The organism is Telluria mixta, from assembly GCF_029223865.1.
Lineage (GTDB): Bacteria > Pseudomonadota > Gammaproteobacteria > Burkholderiales > Burkholderiaceae_D > Telluria > Telluria mixta.
Genome location: NZ_CP119520.1, coordinates 3379589 through 3401101 on the forward strand (window position 1 = coordinate 3379589; position 21513 = coordinate 3401101).

Sequence of the window (21513 nt, forward strand, 5' to 3'; positions counted from 1 at the left end):
GATAACCCTTGCAATCGAATTGGACGGCCCTTGGGAGGCGGCGGCCTTTTCCTTTTGTAAGACGCGCGTGGTGACGGTATTAGAGCTGATCAAAACTAATGAATTTTTACTCGATTTCGTATTGATAACATGACGCAGTTGACTCGCTCATCCTTACAAATTGCCTTGGCAACGTGGAAAGCGTTGTTCCTGCGGGAGGCGGTGACCAGGCTCGCCGCCGGGCGCGCGGCCTGGGTATGGCTGTTGTTCGAGCCGCTGGCTTACCTGATTTTCATCATGACCCTGTTCGGTTTCGTCTATCACAAGATGGTAGGGGGCGTCGATGGTGCCATGTTCGTCGTGACCGGCTTGTTGGGGTTCTATTTCGCGCGAAATACTTTCTTGAGAAGCATGGAGGCAATTCATGCAAACGGCGCATTGTTCACGTATCGCCAGGTCAAGCCGATCGACACCGTGCTGGTGCGTGCGGCTCTGGAAGGCTTTCTGAACCTGTTGAGTGCCATCCTGATTCTCGCCGGTGCCAGCCTGTTCCATTACAACGTGCTGCCCGACGATCCGCTGCTTGTCATGGCAACGGTGTTCGCCTTGTGGTTGTGCGGACTGGGGCTTGGGCTGATCTTGTCGGCGGCGACGAAACTCGTGGCCGAACTGGGCAAAGTGGTCAACATTCTCGTCACCCCACTGTATTTCATTTCTGGCGTAATGATTCCCGCAAGCACGATTCCTCAGCCTTACCGGGATTACCTGTTAGTGAATCCCTTTCTTCATGGTTTAGAAATTCTGCGCGGTGCATATTTTGCTCACTATCACCCGGTATCGGAAGCGAGCCTAGCCTACGTGTATGGATTTGCACTGGTCACGGTGTTTTTCGGACTCTCCCTGCATTTACGTTTTTCACGTCAGCTGGTCGCGGAATGATTATTGTCGAAGACGTACACAAGCGCTACATGACGAGTCATGGCGCCGGACGCTGGATACTGAAGTCCCTGAATTTCACGATCGCGCCGAAAGTCAATGTCGGCCTGGTCGGGCGTAACGGCGCGGGCAAATCTACCCTGCTGCGCCTGATCGGCGGCATCGATACGCCCACCAAGGGCAAGATCGAACGGCATTGCCGCGTATCGTGGCCGATGGGTTATGGCGGCGGTCTGCAGGGTTCGCTGACGGGGCGGCAGAACGCGAAGTTCGTCTGCCGCATCCATGGTCACGACCATGACATGCAGGACCGCCTGGACTATATCCAGGATTTCGCCGGGATCGGCCATTATTTCGATCATCCGGTCAAGACTTATTCGTCGGGCATGCGCTCGCGACTGCAATTCGCCATGTCGATGGCGTTCGATTTCGACGTCTATATTTCGGACGAAGTCACAGCAGCCGGCGATATCTCGTTCACCAACAAGGCGGCGGCGGCTTTTAAGCGCGTTGCCGATCATGCCGGTTTGATCATGGTGTCGCACAGCGAGGAAACGCTGCGCCAGTTTTGCCAGGCCGGCATCTGGCTGCATGAAGGATCCGCATACTGGTTCGACGACATTGAAGACGCATTGGCAAATTACAAGGAAAGCATAGGCGCATGAGGGATGGCACTAAAGAAACGGTACGCGTTAAGAGCCCGAAGGCGGGCCTCGTTGCCGTTACCCGATTCGTGACGAATCAAAAGAACATATGGCGCTTCGCCGCGGCACTCTGTGTCGGCGCAACCGTGTACTGGGGCGTCATCGCGTCCGACCGTTACGTGTCGGAAGCCGATGTCCTGATCGAACACACGCAGCTCGGCGCGGAAAAGAGTGTCGATCTCGGCTCGCTGCTGGGCGGCGGCGGCGGCGGCAACAACCGGCCCGAACAGCTTCTGCTGCGCAGCTATCTGTTGTCGACCGACATGATGAAAAAGCTGGACGCGAAGATGCGCCTGAAGGCGCACTTCAGCGACCCGCGGCAGGATCCTCTGTCGCGGTTGTCGCCGTCCGCGACCCAGGAACAGTTCTATCGTTACTACCTGTCGCGTATCAGTGTCGAGTTCGACGACTACTCCGGTGTGCTGGTGATCAAGGCCCAGGCTTCCGACCCGAAGACGGCCCAGGCCATCACCCAGACGCTCCTGTCCGAAGGTGAAAACTACATGAACGAGATCGGCCATCACCTGGCCGAATCGCAGGTCACGTTCCTGGAGAAGCAGGTGGCGTCGATGGCGGCGCGTTACCAGCAGGCGCGCCTGGCCGTACTGAACTTCCAGAACAAGCACGACATGGTATCGCCGGAAAACACGGCCGAAACCGACGTCGGCAGTATTAACAAGCTGCGTGCTACGCGCGTCGAGCTGGATACCCGCCGCGTCGCGCTGCTGGCCTACCTGACGCCGGAGGCGCCGGGCGTCGTGGATCTGAACGTCCAGATCGCAGCCATTGACAAACAGATCGCCGAGCAGCAGAGCCGCCTGACGGGCAAGAGCGGCAAGTCGCTCAACAGCACGGTCGAAGAGTACCAGCGCCTGCAGATGGAGGCCGGTTTTGCCGAGGATGTGTACAAGACCGCGCTGGCCGGCCTTGAGAAAGGCCGCGTCGAAGTCACGCGCACGCTGAAGAAGGTGTCCGTGCTCCAGGCGCCGACGCTGCCGGAAGAGTCGCTCCAGCCGCGCCGTTTGTACAACATTGTCACTTTCATTCTCGTCACGATGCTCGTGGCCGGCATTCTTACCTTGCTGGCGGCTATCATTCGCGACCATAAGGATTAATGCATGCGATTTTCTTTTGTTATGAGCTTGGCGCTGGTTGCGGCGATGTCGAACGCCGTTGCCGCGCAGCGTACCGGTAATACCCAGTCCAAGGCGAAGGAAGCGGCAGTCGAGATCAAGGCACCTGCCGGTGCCGAGGGCTCGATGTCGCTGTCGCCGGCCGCGGCCATGAACCAATATGGGGCAGGCACCCAGCTGGAAGCGATGAATACCGTCGAGGCCGGCGCCCCGGCACCGGAAAAATTCGACTATTCCGTGAACACGAAGAGCGACGTGTTCGGCGCCAAGCTATTCAGCGGCAGCTTCCTGCAGCAGGGCGCGATGCAGTTCAACCCGGACTACCTCATCGCGGTCGGCGACCAGCTGATGATGCGGTTCTGGGGCGGGTTCAATTTCGAGGGTGTCTTCACGGTCGACCCGAAGGGGAATGTCTTTGTTCCGCAGGTGGGGCCGGTGCAGGTGCTGGGTGTGCGCAACCGCGACCTGCAGCAGGTCGTCGAGGCATCGGTGCGCAAGGTCTTCCGTGCCAATGTGGCGGTGTATGCGAGCCTGGCTAAGGCGCAGCCCGTACGCGTTTTCGTCGGCGGCAATGTCCGGCGCCCCGGGCTGTACAACGGTACGAGCATGGACAGCCTGCTGCATTATCTCGACAGCGCTGGCGGCATCGATACCGAGCGCGGCAGTTTTTTGAACGTGGTGGTGAAGCGCGGCCAGCAGGTCCGTACCTCGGTCAACCTCTACGATTTCCTGCTGAACGGAGTGATGCCGATGATCCAGCTTGGCGACGGCGACGTGATCTTCGTCGAGCCGCGTCACCATACCGTCAAGGTGGAGGGTTTTGCCGAGAACGCCAAGCGGTTCGAGTTCGTCGACAAGTCGATCACCCTGGCCGACGTGATGGCGCTTGCCAAACCGACATCGCAGGCAACGAATGTTCGCATCGTGCGTAACTCGGGCACGGTGCGCAATATCGACTATTATTCGCTCTCCACAGCGACGGACGTGCGCATTTTCGATGGCGACGAGGTGGAATTTACGTCCGACACCAAGCCGGGAACGATCACCGTCCGCGTCGATGGCGAGCACCAGAGCATGCGGGAATACGTGCTGCCCTACGGCGCATCGATGGGAATGCTGCTCTCGCAGATCAAGCCCTCGGCGCAATCGGATATGCAGAACATCCAGCTGTTCCGCCACAGCGTGCAGGAGCGGCAGAAGGAGTTGCTCGACACTTCGCTGTCGAACCTGCAACAGGCCGTGCTCACCGCCCGCAGCGGCACCGCGGAGGAAGCGCAATTGCGCAAGGAGGAAGCTGGCCTGATGCTGCAGTGGGTCGAGCGTGCGCGCAAGATCACGCCGCGCGGGCAGGTGGTGATTTCGCGTGCCGCCAACCTGAACGACCTGGTGCTGGAAAACGGCGACACCCTGCGGATTCCCGCGAAAGGTAGCCTGGTGCTGGTCAGCGGGGAAGTGCTGTTCCCGAATGCCGTGGCTTACGATCCGAAGTGGGGCCTGGAAGATTATGTGCGCGTAACCGGTGGTTTGACCCAACATGCCGACTCATCGCGTATCATCATCGCCCATCCGGATGGTAGTTTCGACGACAGTAACAATTTGTCGGCATTGAAGGCCGGCGATGAAATCATGGTATTGCCAAAAGTTGATGTGAAGTCGCGTCAGATCTGGAAGGAAGTAACGCAAGTGATTTATCAAATTGCCATCTCGGCGAAAGTTGCACTCGGATTATGAAAATATTGACTGTGTTCGGGACCCGCCCCGAGGCCATCAAAATGGCCCCCCTCGTAAAATTGCTGGCACAACAGGCTGACCTCGATGCCCGCGTGTGCGTTACCGCGCAGCACCGGCAGATGCTGGACCAGGTTCTCGAACTGTTCGAAATCACGCCGGACTACGATCTCGACATCATGAAGCCGGGCCAGACGCTGTCCGGTATCACGACCGAGATCATGACGCGCATCGAGCCGGTGCTGACCGAGTTCCGTCCGGATCTAGTGCTGGTGCATGGCGATACCTCGACCACGTTCAGTACCACGCTGGCGTCGTTCTATCAGCGAATTGCGGTCGGCCACGTGGAAGCGGGCCTGCGTACCGGCAATTTGTTGTCGCCCTGGCCGGAGGAGGCTAATCGCAAGCTCACCGGCGCGCTGGCGGCGTTGCATTTCGCGCCGACCCAGCAGTCGCGCGAGAATTTGCTGCGCGAAAACACAGACCAGCAAGCCGTCCACGTGACCGGTAACACCGTGATCGACGCGCTGCTCTGGGTGAAGGAAAAACTCGAACACGATGCCGCGCTCGAACACTCGCTGCGCGCCCGGTTCCCGTTCCTGCGCGACAGCGCGCGCATGGTGCTGATCACCGGCCACCGCCGGGAGAATTTCGGCGGCGGCTTCGAGCGCATCTGCGCGTCGATCCGCGACCTCGCGCAGGATTTTCCGGATACCGATTTCGTCTATCCGGTTCACTTGAACCCGAACGTGCGCGAACCCGTGGGACGCATCCTCAAGGGCCTCACCAACGTTCATCTGATCGAGCCACAGGACTACCTGCCGTTCGTCTATCTGATGACGCGTTCGCACATCATCCTGACCGATTCGGGCGGCATCCAGGAAGAGGCACCGTCGCTCGGCAAGCCGGTGCTGGTGATGCGCGACACGACGGAACGCCCGGAGGCCGTGGCCGCCGGCACCGTCCGCCTGGTGGGTACTGACCCGGAATCGATCAAACAGGCCGTCGCTACCCTGCTGACCGACCAGCAGGAATACGATCGCATGAGTTTTGCTCACAACCCCTACGGCGATGGCACCGCGTGCCAGCGCATCGTCAATATCATTAAAACATACAAGGACCCCCATGCTGCAGCATAAAGTGAAATCGGTATCCGTTATTGGCCTGGGCTACATTGGCTTGCCGACTGCCGCCATGTTTGCCTCCCGCAAGGTGGAGGTCATCGGCGTCGACATTAACCAGGAAGCGGTCGATATCATCAACCAGGGGCGTATCCACATTGTCGAGCCGGATCTCGACATCATCGTACATGCCGCCGTGACCGAAGGGTATTTGCGCGCCACTACGAAAGCGGAACCGGCCGACGCTTTCCTGATCGCGGTGCCGACGCCGTTCAAGGACAACCATGAGCCGGACCTGGCCTACGTCAAGGCGGCCGCCGAATCGATCGCACCTGTGCTTAGCAAGGGCAACACCGTGATCCTCGAGTCGACCTCGCCGGTGGGCGCCACTGAGGCGATGATCGAATGGCTGGCGGCCGCACGTCCGGACCTGCGTTTCCCGGTACCCGGTGCCAATTGCGATGAGATCGACATCCACGTCGCCTATTGCCCCGAGCGCGTCCTGCCGGGCCGTGTCGTTACCGAACTGATCGAGAACGACCGTATCATCGGCGGCATGACGCCGGCGTGCTCGCAGCGCGCGGCCGACATCTATCGCGTGTTCGTGCAGGGGCAGCTCTTGTTCAGCAATGCTCGTACGGCCGAAATGGCGAAACTGACCGAGAACGCCTTTCGCGACGTGAACATCGCGTTCGCGAACGAGTTGTCGCTGATAAGCGATAAGATCGGTATCGATGTCTGGGAACTGATCCGCCTGGCAAATCACCACCCGCGCGTCAACATCCTTCAGCCGGGCTGCGGCGTCGGTGGCCATTGCATCGCCGTCGACCCGTGGTTCATCGTTGACAAGACGCCTGAACAGGCACGCCTGATCCGCTCCGCACGCGAAGTGAACGACAGCAAGCCGGAGTGGGTGTGCGAGCGCATCCGCGCCGAAGTCGCCGCTCTGGTCGCCACCGGCAAACCGGAACAGGAGATCAAGGTGGCCGTTCTCGGTCTGGCGTTCAAACCCGATATTGACGACCTGCGTGAAAGCCCGGCGCTGCATATCGCCGAGAAGATTGCCGCTGGTTCGCGTGCGCAACTCATGTTGAGCGAGCCGAATGTCGAGCAGCTGCCGGCATCCCTGGCCAAGTTCCCGCTCGTCGCCCCGTCCGAAGCCATCGCCAACGCCGACGTGATTGCCGTGCTGGTCAAGCACCGTCCTTTCGTCGAGCTGGCGCAGCAGCTCCGCGACCATTCCCACGTGATCGATGCCGTAGGCATTCTCCACACCCGCTGAGTAGTCGGGCAGGGACGCCCATACGTTGGCTATCCCTGCCTGACCTGTGTATCTCACATTGGGCAGCCCCGAGCCGTCGACGGCTTGCCCGCGCAACCCGACCAATGAAATCGTCCACTCAACCAAGCGTCCCTTCCCAAATGTCAGACAATGTTTTTGAGCTGTCGGCCGACGGCGTTTCGTACCGAATGCTGCTCCCGAACGCTGACATCGACTATATCCAGCGCAAGCTCGCGACCGAGCACGTACCGTACGAGCTGCCGATGCTTGAGGACATGCGCACCCGTCTTGCGGCCGACGACCTGGTCGTGGATGCGGGCGCGAACATCGGCAACCATACGATGTACCTTGCGGCCGTCGTCGGATGCCGGGTGGTCGCTTTTGAGCCGAATGCGAAGCTGGCTGAGGCTCTCCGCGCAAGCCTGGCGTTGAATGCGTTGGACGGCAAGGTGGACGTGCGCGAACTCGGGTTGGGCAAACGCGCCGGCCGCGGCCAGTTCGCCAAGAATATTCCGGACAACCTCGGGGCGCAGAGCATTACCGGCGGCGAGGGGCCACTCGAAATCGCACCGCTCGACAGCATCGATTTCCCGGCGCAGGTTAAGGCCGTCAAGATCGACGTCGAAGGGATGGAACTGGATGTGCTGGAAGGTGCTGCCGGGCTGATCGGGCGTGATCGGCCGATTGTCTACGTGGAATGCGCCGACCAGGTCAGCTTCCGTCAGGTGCACGAGTGGATGGTTGCAAAAAATTACGGTTATTGGGATACGTTCAATGCGACCCCGACCCATCTGTTCCTACCCAGTGAGCAGACCACGGTCGACCAGCGCCTGTCGCGCCTGCAATTGAAGGGGGCGCAAGATATTTATCAGTTGCAAGAACAGATCGCCAAGACGCGCGAGATGTTGGACAGCGCGAACCTGAAATACCGAGCGGCGAACGAGCAGATCGCCAACCTGAAAGTCCAGCTGACGCAACAGGAAGCGGCTCGTACGAGGGCGGAGCAGGTCGCTAACGATGCGCAAGGCCAACTCGTGGAAATGCGCAACCGGCTGGAAGCTGAACGCGCCAGTCTGCAGCAGGAGATACAGCGCCTGAGCGGACTGGCCGAGTCGCATCGTGAGGCTGCGCACGACGCAGAAAAGCAACTCATTCGTATCGAAGCCACCCTCGAGGTCGCACGTGCCCAGGCTGCCGAGGCGACTGCCGGCCGCAACCGTGCTGAGTCCGACAGTGAACGGCAGGCCGCGGCGGTGCGTGAGCTCACGGACAAGCTGACGACGGCGAACGACCAGCTGGCCACGACGCGCGACAGCCTGCACGAGGCCAATCGAAAATATCGCGTGGTGACCGAACAGGTGCAGGAGGTCCGCCGCAAGGCCGAACATGACGATTCCCTGACGAAGATGGCCGCCGAATCGGCCGCGAAAACCCAGGCCCAGCTCGTCGAGACCCAGGCCCGCCTGCTGGCGGAGCGCGGTGCCTTAGTCGAGGAAATCAACAAGTTGCGCCAGGACTGGCAGGAGGCCAGCAATGGTGCGCACGAGGTCGAAAAACAACTGGTGCGTGTCGAGGTCCAGTTGCAGGTCGAGAAGGATGCGCTGGCAGCCGCGAACAACAAGTATCGCGAATCGGTGAACCAGATCGCGACGCTCAAGCAGCGCGTGGCCGAGGAAGAGCAGGCAGCACGCAGCGCCGAGAAACTGTGGGGCGAGGTCCAGGCTGCGATGGAGCAGCTGAAGGATGAACTCGGCAAAATGACGGCGCGTTATCAGGCTGAGAAAGAAGCTCTGGAAGCTGCGAACGCAATGTATCAGGCCCAGAAGGAAACCCTCGACGCCGCGAATGCAAAATACGAGGCAGAGAAGGAAGCACGCGACGCCGCGAATGCAAAATACGAGGCCGAGAAGGAAGCGCTCGACGCCGCGAATGCAAAATACGAGGCGGAAAGCGAAGCTCTCGATGCCGCGAATGAAAAATGTCGTCAGGCCATGACGGAGGTGACGGCGCTGAAGCAACGCGTGGCCGAGGAAGAGCAGGCGGCGCGCGGCGCTGAGCAGTTATGGGGGCACACTCAGGTCGAACTGCACCAACTGAAGAACCAGCTCGACCAGGTGACGACGAGCTATCACACCGCCACGGAAAGCGTCAGCGACCTGAACGCAAAGATCGCGGCTGAAGCCGAGGTGCGGCGCCAGATCGAGCGGAAGGAGGAGGAAGCGCGCGCGCAGTTGACCCTCGCCCAGTTACAGTACCGTGCCGCGCAGACGGACCTGAAACAGGTCAAGACTGAGCTGAACAATACGACACAGGAGTACCGGGTCGCCAGGGAGCGCGCCACCGATCTTGGCCGTCAGCTCAACGACGTCAACTTGAAATACCGCCGGATCAACAACGAAGAGATCCCGCAGCTGAAAGCACGCGTGCAAAGCAGCCAGGCGCAAGCCTACGAACACAAGCGGCAGTTGGAGCAGCTGAAGCTTGAACTGACCAACCACAAGACAAGATTGAAGGAAACCAATCACCAGCTGGAACGGGTTCGCCAACAAAAGATGCAGGCCGAGCAGCAGGTCATCAAGACCCGTGCCAGCTTGTCGTTCCAGCTCGGCTATATCCTGATCAACGGTTTTAAGTCGGTCCGTGGTTTCATCGGCATACCGTCGGCCCTGCTTGCATGGCGCAAGGAGGTGGTCAAGCGCCGCAAGCAAAAGGAGCAGCGCCTGCAGAAACTGCAGCCGGTTAATATCGTCCCGGCCGCGCAGGCGCCCGCGGTCGCCAGAACGGCACCGCCGCCACTGGACAAAGTCGAAAAAGCAGCACCAATCGCACCAATCGTGTCGGACGCACAGGTCGAGGCCATGGACGTCATTGCCGAGATCAAGCAGCAGGAGCAGCCCGCGGAGGCATCCCAGGTGTTGCCGCGCGACCTGCGCCATCTGAAAGTCGCCTGCATCATGGACGAGTTCACGTTCGGTTCGTACCGGTCCGAGTGCGACCTGTTCCAACTGACGCCGGCCCACTGGCAGACCGAACTGGAGTCGTTCAAGCCGGAGTTGCTGTTCATCGAGTCGGCGTGGCGCGGTAAGGATGAACTGTGGGGCAGCAAGGTCGGCCACAACAGCCAGGAACTGCAGGGTATCGTCGCATGGTGCCGCCAGCACGGCGTGCCGACCGTCTTCTGGAACAAGGAAGACCCGGTTCACTTCGAGACATTCCTGAGCACTGCCATGCTGTTCGACTGCGTGTTCACGACCGATATCGATTGCATCCACCGCTACAAGGCGGCGCTAAAGCACGACAACGTGTTCCTGCTGCCGTTCGCATGCCAGCCGAAGAACAACCACCCGATCGAGACCTACGAACGCAAGGACGCGTTCTGCTTCGCGGGCGCCTACTATGTACGCTACCCCGACCGCACCCGGGATCTGGGCAATTTCATCAGCGAGTTGCCGGGATTCCGGCCGGTGGAAATCTACGACCGCAACTACGGCAAGAACGATCCGAATTACCAGTTTCCGCCGGAGTACCAGCCGTATATCGTCGGGACACTTCCGTTCGACCAGATCGACAAGGCTTACAAGGGCTATCGTTACGCCATTAACCTGAATTCGATCAAGCAGTCGCAGACCATGTTTGCGCGCCGTGTGTTCGAATTGATGGCATCTAACACGATCACGGTCAGTAATTTCTCTCGTGGCATCCGTCTGATGTTCGGTGACTTGGTCATCACGACCGACAGTGGTCACGAAATGGTGCGTCATCTCGAAACCGTCGCCGGCGATGAAGTTCGCAGCGCGAAGCTGCGCCTCGCCGCTCTGCGCAAGGTGCTGCAGGAGCATACGTACGAACAGCGCCTGGCCTACGTGTTCGCCAAGGTTTCCGGCGGCTCCGCCGAGGTCCGGCAGCCGGCGATCGCCGTGCTGGCCACTGCGGCGAACCAGACTGAACTGGACATGGTTCGTGCGAGCGTCGCGCGCCAGACCTACGCGCATTGCCGCGTGCATGTGCTGCTCGGCATGAACTTCACGCCCGTGCCTTCGACGGACGAGCGGGTACGCTTCCTGCCCCACGCCGATGCCGCAACGCTCGACATCGGCACCATCGCACAAGGCGCGGATTTCGTTGCCGGCATGGTGGCGCAGGATTACTACGGCCCCAATTACCTGCTCGACATCGCGCTGGCCACCACGTACTCTGGGGCGCAAGTCATCGGCAAGAACGCGCACTATGCGTGGGACAACGGCGCGGTTGCCATGCATGCGGCAGGAACGGCATACCGTCCGGCTCCGCAGTTTGCCCTGCGCAGTGCGGCGGTGCGCCTGGCATGCGTCGCGGAGGCGAACGCGGCATCCTGGTTGGCCGTGTTGCCAACCTCCGCGCTGGGTACGGAACATGGGCTCGCTATCGATGAATTCAACTATTGTCGCAATGGCCAGCACGGCGCCGATCTTGATCTGGTGACCACTGCGGTCTGCGACTTGCAGGGGTTGGACACGGGTGTCCCGGTCGCGGAACTGCTGCGCCTGGCGGAGCGCATTCCGCCCGCTGCGGAAGGCGCTGAACAAGGCGAGATGATCAGCGGCAAGCGCCTGTCCGAAGCGTTCGGCAGGGCGCCGAGCGCCGCCATTCAAGCCGAGTTCGACGGCGACAACTGGTGCTTCCGGTCGCAACTCGGGGACGGCAAGCACGAGTACCTGTATGCTACGACGGACTTTACTCTCGAAACCCTGGGCTGGACCAACAAGGCCGAGTTCTATTTCGACACGACACCCGGCCTGAATTTGCAACTGGTGCTCGTGTTCCTTGACGCGCAAAAGCAGAAGATCTCGCACGTGATCAAGCATGCGAACCGTAACCAGGACGCCGAGATTCCTCTCGGTACGGTCAGTGTGCGCATCGGGTTGCGCATCTATGCCGGCGGCAGCTGCGATATCAAGGGTCTGATACTGGGACATCGCAACCTGCAGCCGGCCGAAATCATCGGCAAGGCGGACCGCCTGATCCTCACCAACCATTACCCGTCTTACGACGACCTGTACCGTAACGGGTTCGTGCATAGCCGCGTGATGGCATATCGCGAGCGCGGCATCCGTTGCGACGTGTTCCGGATGCGCCCTGCCGAGCCGGTGTCGTATCACGAATTCGCAGACGTCGATGTGACAACCGGTTCGCAGGAAGTCCTGCACCAAATGCTGTCCAGCGGCCGCTACAAGACCGTGATGGTGCACTTCCTGGAGCCGGCGATGTGGGAAGTGCTGCAGCACCATATTGACCGCATCAAGGTCGTGGTCTGGGTCCATGGTGCGGAAATCCAGCCGTGGCACCGCCGTGACTACAATTACTCCACGGAAGAGGAACGTACGGTCGCCAAGATGAAGAGCGCTGCGCGTATGGAATTCTGGCAAGGCTTGCTGCGTCCGATGCCGGCTAACCTGAAACTCGTGTTCGTGTCACGTTACTTTGCCGAAGAGGTCATGGAAGATATCGGCTTCCGCATTCCGGAGGAACACTACACGATCATCCATAATCCGATCGATACGGATGTGTTCAGCTATCAGCCGAAACCGGCGGAACAGCGGACCAAGGTATTGTCGATTCGTCCCTACGCATCGGCCAAGTATGCCAATGACCTGAGCGTGAAGGCGATTCAGCTGCTCGCCGAAAAGCCGTGGTTCCAGGACATGGAATTCCGGATGATCGGAGATGGCCCGCTGTTCGATACCCTGCTCGAACCGTTGCGCCAGTATGGCAACGTGCTCATCGAGCGGCGCTTCCTGAAACAGTCCGAGATTGCGGCGCTGCACAAGGAATACGGAATCTTCCTGTCGCCGACCCGCATGGATGCTCAGGGCGTCTCGCGCGACGAGGCGATGGCCTCCGGCCTGGTGCCGGTGACGAACGGGGTCACCGCGATTCCCGAATTCGTTGACGAGCAATGCGGTATTCTGGCACCGGGAGAAGATGCGGTCGCAATGGCGGAAGGCATCGCCGCAATGTATGAGAATCCTGAACTGTTTATGGCGATGTCCGAGCAGGCCGCGCTGCGCGTAAAACGGCAGAGTGCCAAGGAAAAGATCGTCGACGCCGAAATCAAGGAGATGGCATGAGATACAACCAGTCGTTCATGAAAGCACGCACGTCGTTATTCCTGATGGGTTGTCTGCTGGGCGGCAGCGCGGCTTCGGAAGATGCGCTATCGTTGCCTGCCGTGTTCACCTTCGCCGCAGGCTACAAGATCGATGTGCCGGCACCGGAAAATGTCGTCGAGCTCGGCGTCATCAAGCAATGCGGCAAAAAGGCGTGGTGCATGGACATCTCGCGTTACGACAGTGCGAAGATGCTGCCGACCGTACCGACGCGGTACGTGCACGACATGCATGCGCCTTACGGTAACAAAACGTGCTCGAATGGTCCCGTGATGACCGTCAAGGGATCGACCGATAACAAGGTGAAGGTGACGATTCAGCCGACCGGTGACGGCTTTTCAGTGGCATGGTCCGATTTCATTTACCGCTGGGTTGCCGATCCGAAGGCGCACGACGGTTATACCGTGTCAGAAATAAGGTATAAAAATGAACCGCTCGAACAGGCAGTCGGATTTGCTTTTGCCTCAGACAGCGAAATGAAGGGCAGTCTGACCAAGGCCGATCTTGCCTATTTTTACAAAGGCGAGATTTACCACAAGACGGCACTCACGCGAGTTGACGGTGCGTGGGAATACGCGCCGTCCTCGTTCGACTTCCGAACTTATCAGGAAACCGAAAACGGCAATGTCCTGATTCGCTCGTTGCCCGGAGATCAGAGGGTAGTCAAAAAATACGGCAAGCCGATGTGGGTAGGAAGCACGATCGTATTGGCCCGGGGGGATGATTCGTTATCGCCCTTGATCCAGGAATATGGCCACGACTTCAATATGGATGGCTGCTTTGATGAAGCGGGACACAACAAATTTATGCTTCCTATAGGAAAGGAAAGTGTCGACGCATTGATTTATGTGGAATACACGCCGGACAAGCCACGTGGCTTTCCGATGCTGTCCGTGGGACGATATTACCGGTGAGGATGCGTTGACTCGATCTTGTGAATCGACACCTCGTGTCCTGATACTCGGCAGCTGCGTTTCCCGTGATATTTTGAATTTTGCCGAAAAGGGTACGATAACCCTGACGGACTATTTCGCCCGATCATCCCTCGCGTCGATCGGCAGCGAACCATTTCGCTTGGAAGACGATCATTACGCGCGTATCAGCTCCGATTTTCAGAGGCGGATGGTACGGCGCGACCTGGAGAAAACGCTGCTGCACGACCTGTCAACCTGCCAGGACGTCGACATCATCCTCATCGATCTCATTGATGAACGCTTTGATCTGTACGAGGCGTCGCCGGGGGCGGTCGTGACGGTATCGAGCGAATTCCTGATGACGGGTCTCGTCACGTCAAAAGACCGTTCCAGCGAGCGCTGGATCCGCAATGGGAGCGAACGTCATCGTGAATTGTGGAAAGCGGGCGTCGACCGCCTGTTTGCGCTGCTTGCCGAACACGGCATGGCCGATCGCGTCGTCGTCAACAGGGTATTCTGGGCCGACCGCATGGAAGATGGTATGCCTTTGCCGGCACAGGAGGAGAAGCAGCGGGAAACGGCCAATAGCCTGATGGCGTGGATGTATGGGGAGCTCGAGCGATACGTGCCCGAACGGGGCTGGATGAAGTTTTCGGATGAGGTATTGCGCAGCAATCCTGCTCATCGGTGGGGAATCGCACCTTTCCATTATGTCGATGCCTACTATACAGACGCCCTGCACCAGTTGACGAACATGTGCCTGGCCATGCGTCAGGATGGTGCTCTATTGTTGAAAAGCGGCGAGCTCTTTGCGTGGTCTGGAAAGATATCCTGTCCGGCGCATCGCACCTTTTTCCTGATATTCAAAGACAATACCTTGGTGCATAAACAGTCCTATTCGGTCGACAGGCGAATGCGCTTCGATACAAGGCATTTACCTGGAAACTACGAGGTGGTAATTTTCACACTTGTCATGGATTCGGTCGAGCCAGGCCAGATGGCCGCCAGAAGGCATAAGTCGAAATTCGCCTTTCATATCGATCAGGTTCATTGAGGGAAATTCGGCCTTGGCTACATGGTCGATAGTGCAATCGACGGCGAGCGTTACCTGGTTTTCTGCTTGCCCAGCTCATGATTGCATTTTTTTTTCCGATTCTCGGTACAGCACATTCTAAAAATAAATGAATTTCCCGTCCTTTCAAAGTCCGGTGGTGGAGATACAATCGCTCGTAGTGAGCAGGCGCCCGATGTGGTTCAACGTCGAAGCAGGATATCTGGAAAAAATCGATCTTCGCGCAGCGGTGCGTTTTTTTCCGGCCGACGCGAATAACGTCGTGCTGTTCTTGTTCGAGTTCGTACAAACGCCGCCTCCAGATGTCCTGGCCGAGTACAAGATCACGAGTTCTGGAATCGGCCCGTATGTCTATATGAACGCACCGTCGCAGGCCGGAGAAGTCCAGCAGACCGTCCTGCTGCCCCATGCTGCGCTCAAACGGATCGGCGTTCGTTCGTGGAATTATCATGATCCGATCCTGCTCCAGAATCTTTCGATCAAGGCCTATGGTGCCCAACTCTCATCGGAATACAGCATTAGCGATCGCGTTTTCCTGAACGACTTCGAGGATTTCAGCAAACTGGCCCGTCCCCCCATCCTCGGACTGAGTCTGATGGCACAAGGTGTCGACTGCAACGCGAGCTGCCATGCGATCTGCCAGCATTGGTTCGAGACGATGGATGACGTGGCGCGGCGAAGCCGTCACAGCAAGGATGTCGGCCGGGTCAACTGCTTTCTACGCCTTGAAGATAGCGAACAGATTCCGGTAACGGTATTCAATGGTACACCGGCGATGCTTCGTATTCCGGACAGCCATGCCAGCTATCTTGAAAAAATTGGAGACAAGGCCCGAAACATGATCCGCAAGGCGCAGCGGCAAGGTTACGCCTACAGGAAAGTCGATCCGGACGATTACCTCGACGATGTACTGGCCATCCGGACATCGAATCCTGAGCGGCAGGGAAAGCCGATTCCGGAATACTATAAAGTGCGCCCGACCCGTATGTTTGATGAGCCGTTCCGTAACGGTTGCGAACACCATGGCGAAGGGTTTTTCGGGGTATTCAAGGATGGTCGGCTGGTTGCATATACGACCATTTTCTTTTATGGCGAACTCGGACAGGTCAATCATATCCTCGGGCATGCCGACCACCTGCAGGAAGGCGTGATGAATTTACTGGTGAGCGAGATGGTCGGCGACATCATCGCGCACAGGCCCTGGGTCCGGGCGATCAACTACCTCTATCCGCATGCGGGAAACACGAATGCAGGCATTGGCTTGTTCAAGCGGAGCATTGGATTCATGCCGGAAAGGGTGGTGGTAACGCAAAACAAGCGCGACCTGAGCCCTTATTTTTCCAATCCGGACGACCAACATCCGGCCAAATCCACCGAGCCGCCTTCGGAAAAGAAGGTAATGCGTGCAACAACCAGCAAGGCGGTAAAAGCCTCGTCGACACATGATTTCCTTCATATGCCATTGGCAAAAAACAGGATGCTGGCGCTTGATCTCGCGCTGCAGCAGTTGAACCAGAATAACCCCGGGATCAAGTTGCTCAAATATAAGGAAGCAAGCGAACCCAAGGAGAGTGATTTCACTGCGCAGAGTGCGCATTTGATCGTGCTTCAGGACATTCCTTTCTCCGGTCTGCAAGAATTCTTGTCGGCCGGTCTGAAGGGGCTTCGAAAGGTTCTGCCGAAGGAATCGATCCTCGTGTTCGAATTCAAGCGTGTGATCGACCGGGATTATGTTGAAAAGGTTTCCGCTTTGTCCAGGTGGTTCCCATGGACCCTGAACGAAAAAAACAGGCGCATCAATCATAACTTGATGGATTATTTCCAGAAGCGGTTCAAGTCTGTTGACCTGTCGGTAGATGATGTCAGGACTGGCTTCAAGGGAAGCGATTACGTGGTCGCCGGCCTGGCCGACTATGAAACCAAGGCGCAGCCAAACGGGTTCGATTGCTGGCTGATCCTGCGGAAAATTCGATAACAAATTGATGTGTGCCGATAGCGGGCATACGATAAGCCAGAGTGATGCCGCACCGGGAGGTCGCGGGCCAAGCGCATCTGAAATGATATATATTTTCTTGTTTACCCCATGAGTGAAAATAAAATTCGCAGCGTCGCTGCTGAAATGAATGGTACTCAACTCAGCTGTCGAGTTACCCTGCAGGAGGGGCTTGAATCCAAAGTGGATCTCGCTTTTTATGTGTTTCGGAGCGAGACTCGGGTTCATGTGAAATGGTATTCAAAGGACTCTAGCCTCGAGTTCGATACCGAAGGCCATCCGGGCTATTACCGGGTTGCCGTGTTTGCCAAGAGGGCGGATGGCACGGTGGAAGTCGTCAAGTCGGTGCCACTGTTCATGAACCCGCTGCAAGTGACTGCCGACGAATTTCCAGAAGCCGATCCGGATAAACGCGCTTATCTGGTAGACGGCGGATTCTGGAAATGCCCCATCATGTACTATCCGGCTTCCAATAAGAAGCTGTTTGTGATGATGCCTTCAGCCGTCGAGCGTTGGCGGGTGAGGTTACCGGTATTCAGCCGCTGGACGTGGGCCAGCAAGGGGACGTTCCCCGGTCATGTGCTGTGCATCGCCGATCCAACCCTGGAAATGCACGACGACCTCGGTATCGGATGGTGTCTCGGCACGTCGGCACATCCGGCGATTGACGATATCGAACACATCATTGCCAAATTCGCGCTGGGAAAAAGGATTTCGAACGAAAACATCGTGTTCTGGGGTTCATCCGCCGGTGGTTTCGCCTCATTGGCGCTAACGGCGCGCTTCCCCGGGTCGACTGCAGTTGCGATCAATGCTCAGACCAATCCGCTCTCGTACAGCGTGCAGGAGCAGGTTGACCTCGTTCGCCAGACGTGTTTTGGGGGGCTGCCAGGTGAACGGATCCGTACGGAGTTCGGGCATCTGGTCGACATGACCCGGCGCTGGAGCCCTATGACGGGTTCGCGCGCGGTGATGATCCAGAACGAATTGGACGTGCATCACTACGATGTGCATTTCAAGCCATTCTGGCAGGTGCTCGGTGGCAAGGTCCAGCACGGGATCTCGCACACCGGTACGCATTTGGCCTGGGTCTATACGAACGAGCACGGGCATGTGCCGGAAACACCCGAGATGGCTCAAAAGATCATCGGTATGCTGGGCGGTGACCGGGGTGCTGGATAAGAAGCTGGCTGGCCGGCCATTCTGTGCCGCCAAACATGCTCGCAAACATGGGAGGACCAGATTCGGGATGGCGGCGAAGGAATGTATGAGATGATGAGGTTATTAAAAGAATTGCATGCAGCGCGGCGCCCAGGCGCCAGCCGGCCACGCATCGCCCTGGTATCGGACGCATTGACGCAGTCCAGCCTCGAGGCGGAGTGCGACGTCATCACGGTTACGCCCCGCAATCATAAATTCGCGCTCAAGTATGGCCGGCCCGACCTGTTGCTGGTGGAGTCCGCGTGGCAGGGCCATGCGAACAAGTGGAAGTTTCGCATCGCAGCCTACCCGGATCATCCCCGGCGTTCCAACGTCACCCTCGCCGAACTGGTCACCCGTGCGCGCGACGCGGGTATCCCGACTGTGTTCTGGAACAAGGAAGACGGCGTGCATTTCGACCGGTTCATCGACAGTGCGCGCCTGTTCGATCATGTGTTCACGGTCGATGAGAACTGCGTCGCGCGCTACCGCGCCGTGCTGGCGCCCGAGGCCACGGTCGATACGTTGCTGTTTGCGGTCCAGCCGGATACGCACAGCTTTACTGGATTCGATTTCAAATACATGCGCAGCAATTTCGTGGGCAGCTACAGCCACCACATTCACGACCGCCGCCGCTGCTGGCAGGACATGTTCTTCGGCGTGGCTACGCAGACCGGTCTGGGCGTGACGGCGGTGGACCGCAATTCCGGTCGCAAGGCGGCCCATTACCGTTATCCGCAACTGCCCAATTTCGAGGTATTGCCCGCCGTGATCCACGCCCAGACGGCGCAGATCTACAAGGACTACCTGGTCTCGCTGAACGTCAACACCATCGAAGATTCGGCAACAATGTTTTCGCGCCGCCTGGTGGAAATCCTGGCTTGCGGCGGCATCGCCGTGACCAATCCGAGTCCGGCGGTAACCCGCTATTTCCAGGATTATTGCCATGTCCTGCACACAGCCGACGAGGCGCACGAACTGTTCGACCGCCTCCGGCACGGTCCCGACGCGCAGGATCTCGAGCGGGCCCGGGCCGGTGCCGAGTACGTTCTTCGCGAGCATACCTGGGCGCATCGTCTCGACGAAATCATGGCCGTGATAGGACGACGATGACCCATTCCGCCGTTCGCATACCCATCTGGAACCATGGTCTGTGGCGCCAGGCCCATCTGGCAAGGTTCCTGGATCGCCCGATCAAGGTCGCACTGCTGCCTTCGCGTTCCGCCGAGCAGGGCGCATGGCTGTGCTGGGGCGCCAAGCCGAGCGCGCGCCGCACGGCCTGGTATGCCGTGCGCTCGAACGAGCCTTTGCTGCGCCTGGAGGACGGCTTCCTGCGCTCGTGCGGCCTGGGCGTCGACGGGCATCCGCCGTTGGCGCTGGTCGTCGACGACCTCGGCATTTACTACGATGCTACCCGGCCTTCGCGCCTGGAAGCATTGATTGCGTCGTCCGATCCGGAGCCAGATGCACTGGCACAGGCGCGCCGCGCGATCGGGCTGATCCGGCGTCATCGCTTGTCGAAGTACAACCATGCGCCCGAACTGGCGCTGCCGCCGCTCGCGCCCGGACGCCAGACGCGTGTGCTCGTCATCGACCAGACCCTGGGCGACGTGTCGGTGCGCCTGGGCGGCGCCGATGCAGACGTATTTGCCGCCATGCTGCGTGCCGCGCTGGCGGAAAACCCCGACGCCGAAATCTGGATCAAGACCCATCCCGACGTCGTGAGCGGGAAAAAGCGCGGCTACTTGGACGCGCCGCGGCTGGCCGACGCCGATCCGCGTATCCGCCTCATGGCCGACGACGTCTCGCCGTTGATGCTACTGGAACAGGTCGACAAGGTGTACGCGGTCACGTCGCAAATGGGTTTCGAGGCCCTCATGCTGGACAAGCCCGTCGTGTGCTTCGGGCTGCCGTGGTATGCGGGCTGGGGCCTGACCGACGACCGCAGCGCGGCGTTGGCGACCGTGCGGCCCCGTCGCATGCACCCGCGGACGGTGGAGCAGTTGTTCGACGCGGCGTATCTGCGTTATTCGCGCTACATCGATCCATTGACGGGAAAGGCAGGCACGATTTTCGACGTGATCGAATGGCTGGCGCGCAACAAGGCGCTGAACGACCAGACACGGGGCACGCTCTACTGCGTGGGCATGAGCATGTGGAAACGTGCCGTCGTGCGCCCATTCCTGACCAGCCCGTCATCGCGGCTGCATTTCGTGCGCTCGCCCGCGGCGCTGGCCCGGCGCGCACTGGCGCCGGACAGTCGGATCGTGGTGTGGGGCATCAAGCATGAGGCCGCCCTTGCCGCGCTGGCGGCGCAGCGCCGGCTGCCGGTGTGGCGGATGGAGGACGGATTTCTGCGCTCGGTTGGCCTGGGTTCCGACCTGTTTCGGCCGGTATCTCTTGTTGTGGACCAGTCCGGCATGTATTACGATCCCGCGTCGGGAAGCATGCTCGAGCGCATCATCGCGACCCAGCAGCTCGATGTCGGGGACCTGGAGCGCGCCAGGTGTTTCCGGCGAGACTACGTGAAGCTCAAGCTGAGCAAGTACAATCTGAGCCGTTCGGGCCTGAACATCGACAGCGGCGGACGCAAGGTCCTGCTCGTGCCCGGACAGGTCGAGGACGATGCGTCGATCCGGCGCGGCTCGCCGGTCGTACGCAGCAACCTGGACCTGCTGCGCGCGGTGCGCGCAGCCAATCCCGACGCCTGCATCCTCTACAAGGCCCATCCGGACGTCGTGGCGGGTAATCGCCAGGGCGCGGTGCCGCCCGAGGAACTCGCGGCGCTGGCCGATCAGTGCGTGAACGATGCCAATATCATCGACTGCATCCTAGCGGCCGATGAAGTTCACACCATGACGTCCCTGTCCGGCTTCGAAGCACTCCTGCACGGGCGCATGGTGCATTGCTACGGGGGGCCGTTCTATGCCGGCTGGGGACTGACCGTCGATCATTATCCCTTGCCCGCGCGCCAGCGTCGGGTTGACCTCGATGCGCTGGTATTCGCGGTGATGCTGACCTATCCGCGTTATGTACTGCCCGGGGGGCAGGGCTTCGCGTCCGCGGAGCAGGTGATGCATTTCCTGGTGGCACAGGCGGCCGGTACCCAGGTGTCGGCCGGTAGTCATTGGGTTGGCCGTCGGGCGCGCAAGGTCAAAGCATTGATTGAGTTGCTGCGAGGCAGGTAGGGCGTCTCGATAGCATGTGCCTTTGTCGATCAGCATCGCCTGGTATGTACTAGTGTTGCAGGTTAGACACATTCAAGATTTTTTTGTTGCATCGCGTCAGTTTTTTTCAAGATTGTG

At 59.2% G+C, this 21513-nt stretch carries 13 protein-coding genes; all 13 read left to right on the forward strand.

The window, feature by feature from the left end; genetic code table 11:
- The first annotated feature begins 129 nt into the window (after positions 1-129).
- The 13 genes from P0M04_RS15020 to P0M04_RS15080 all read left to right on the forward strand — a co-directional run bounded on the left by P0M04_RS15020 (position 130) and on the right by P0M04_RS15080 (position 21396).
- A complete protein-coding gene (locus P0M04_RS15020) occupies positions 130-918 on the forward strand; it encodes an ABC transporter permease (protein ID WP_259450044.1) in 789 nt (262 codons plus the stop codon).
- Positions 915-1580 (forward strand): ABC transporter ATP-binding protein, encoded by a 666-nt coding sequence (locus P0M04_RS15025; RefSeq protein WP_259450045.1) that lies wholly within the window; start codon positions 915-917, stop codon positions 1578-1580. Before P0M04_RS15020 ends, P0M04_RS15025 begins: the two co-directional genes overlap by 4 nt.
- Before the next feature lie 68 nt (positions 1581-1648).
- On the forward strand, positions 1649-2734 hold the full coding sequence (locus P0M04_RS15030; protein ID WP_259450046.1) for a KpsE/RkpR family capsule polysaccharide export protein: 1086 nt from the start codon (positions 1649-1651) through the stop codon (positions 2732-2734).
- A gap of 3 nt (positions 2735-2737) precedes the next feature.
- The gene (locus tag P0M04_RS15035) at positions 2738-4483 is read left to right on the forward strand and encodes a polysaccharide biosynthesis/export family protein (RefSeq protein ID WP_259450047.1); all 1746 of its coding nucleotides are present in this window, start codon (positions 2738-2740) and stop codon (positions 4481-4483) included.
- Positions 4480-5619 (forward strand): non-hydrolyzing UDP-N-acetylglucosamine 2-epimerase, encoded by a 1140-nt coding sequence (wecB, locus tag P0M04_RS15040; RefSeq protein ID WP_259450048.1) that lies wholly within the window; start codon positions 4480-4482, stop codon positions 5617-5619. Before P0M04_RS15035 ends, wecB begins: the two co-directional genes overlap by 4 nt.
- Complete coding sequence (gene wecC / locus P0M04_RS15045; RefSeq protein WP_259450049.1) at positions 5606-6883, forward strand: UDP-N-acetyl-D-mannosamine dehydrogenase; 1278 nt, start codon at positions 5606-5608, stop codon at positions 6881-6883. Before wecB ends, wecC begins: the two co-directional genes overlap by 14 nt.
- Positions 6884-7023: 140 nt before the next feature.
- Complete coding sequence (locus P0M04_RS15050) at positions 7024-12990, forward strand: FkbM family methyltransferase (protein WP_259450050.1); 5967 nt, start codon at positions 7024-7026, stop codon at positions 12988-12990.
- Entirely contained in the window at positions 12987-13943 is a 957-nt protein-coding gene (locus P0M04_RS15055; protein WP_259450051.1) for a hypothetical protein, read from the forward strand. The genes P0M04_RS15050 and P0M04_RS15055 overlap by 4 nt, the downstream gene beginning before the upstream one ends.
- Entirely contained in the window at positions 13903-14997 is a 1095-nt protein-coding gene (locus P0M04_RS15060; RefSeq protein WP_259450052.1) for a DUF6270 domain-containing protein, read from the forward strand. Before P0M04_RS15055 ends, P0M04_RS15060 begins: the two co-directional genes overlap by 41 nt.
- Before the next feature lie 193 nt (positions 14998-15190).
- A complete protein-coding gene (locus P0M04_RS15065) occupies positions 15191-16990 on the forward strand; it encodes a GNAT family protein (protein ID WP_259450053.1) in 1800 nt (599 codons plus the stop codon).
- Between the two features lie 108 nt (positions 16991-17098).
- On the forward strand, positions 17099-18190 hold the full coding sequence (locus P0M04_RS15070) for a hypothetical protein (RefSeq protein ID WP_259450054.1): 1092 nt from the start codon (positions 17099-17101) through the stop codon (positions 18188-18190).
- Positions 18191-18271: 81 nt separating this feature from the next.
- Complete coding sequence (locus tag P0M04_RS15075; RefSeq protein ID WP_259450055.1) at positions 18272-19321, forward strand: CgeB family protein; 1050 nt, start codon at positions 18272-18274, stop codon at positions 19319-19321.
- Complete coding sequence (locus P0M04_RS15080) at positions 19318-21396, forward strand: capsule polysaccharide biogenesis protein (protein ID WP_259450056.1); 2079 nt, start codon at positions 19318-19320, stop codon at positions 21394-21396. Before P0M04_RS15075 ends, P0M04_RS15080 begins: the two co-directional genes overlap by 4 nt.
- Positions 21397-21513: the final 117 nt, after the last annotated feature.

Coding starts and splice junctions, on each gene's coding strand:
- P0M04_RS15020 (WP_259450044.1), top strand. CDS start 130: ATGACGCAGTTGACTCGCTCATCCTTACAAATTGCCTTGGCAACGTGG.
- P0M04_RS15025 (WP_259450045.1), top strand. CDS start 915: ATGATTATTGTCGAAGACGTACACAAGCGCTACATGACGAGTCATGGC.
- P0M04_RS15035 (WP_259450047.1), top strand. CDS start 2,738: ATGCGATTTTCTTTTGTTATGAGCTTGGCGCTGGTTGCGGCGATGTCG.
- wecB (WP_259450048.1), top strand. CDS start 4,480: ATGAAAATATTGACTGTGTTCGGGACCCGCCCCGAGGCCATCAAAATG.
- wecC (WP_259450049.1), top strand. CDS start 5,606: ATGCTGCAGCATAAAGTGAAATCGGTATCCGTTATTGGCCTGGGCTAC.
- P0M04_RS15050 (WP_259450050.1), top strand. CDS start 7,024: ATGTCAGACAATGTTTTTGAGCTGTCGGCCGACGGCGTTTCGTACCGA.
- P0M04_RS15055 (WP_259450051.1), top strand. CDS start 12,987: ATGAGATACAACCAGTCGTTCATGAAAGCACGCACGTCGTTATTCCTG.
- P0M04_RS15065 (WP_259450053.1), top strand. CDS start 15,191: ATGTGGTTCAACGTCGAAGCAGGATATCTGGAAAAAATCGATCTTCGC.
- P0M04_RS15070 (WP_259450054.1), top strand. CDS start 17,099: ATGAGTGAAAATAAAATTCGCAGCGTCGCTGCTGAAATGAATGGTACT.
- P0M04_RS15075 (WP_259450055.1), top strand. CDS start 18,272: ATGTATGAGATGATGAGGTTATTAAAAGAATTGCATGCAGCGCGGCGC.
- P0M04_RS15080 (WP_259450056.1), top strand. CDS start 19,318: ATGACCCATTCCGCCGTTCGCATACCCATCTGGAACCATGGTCTGTGG.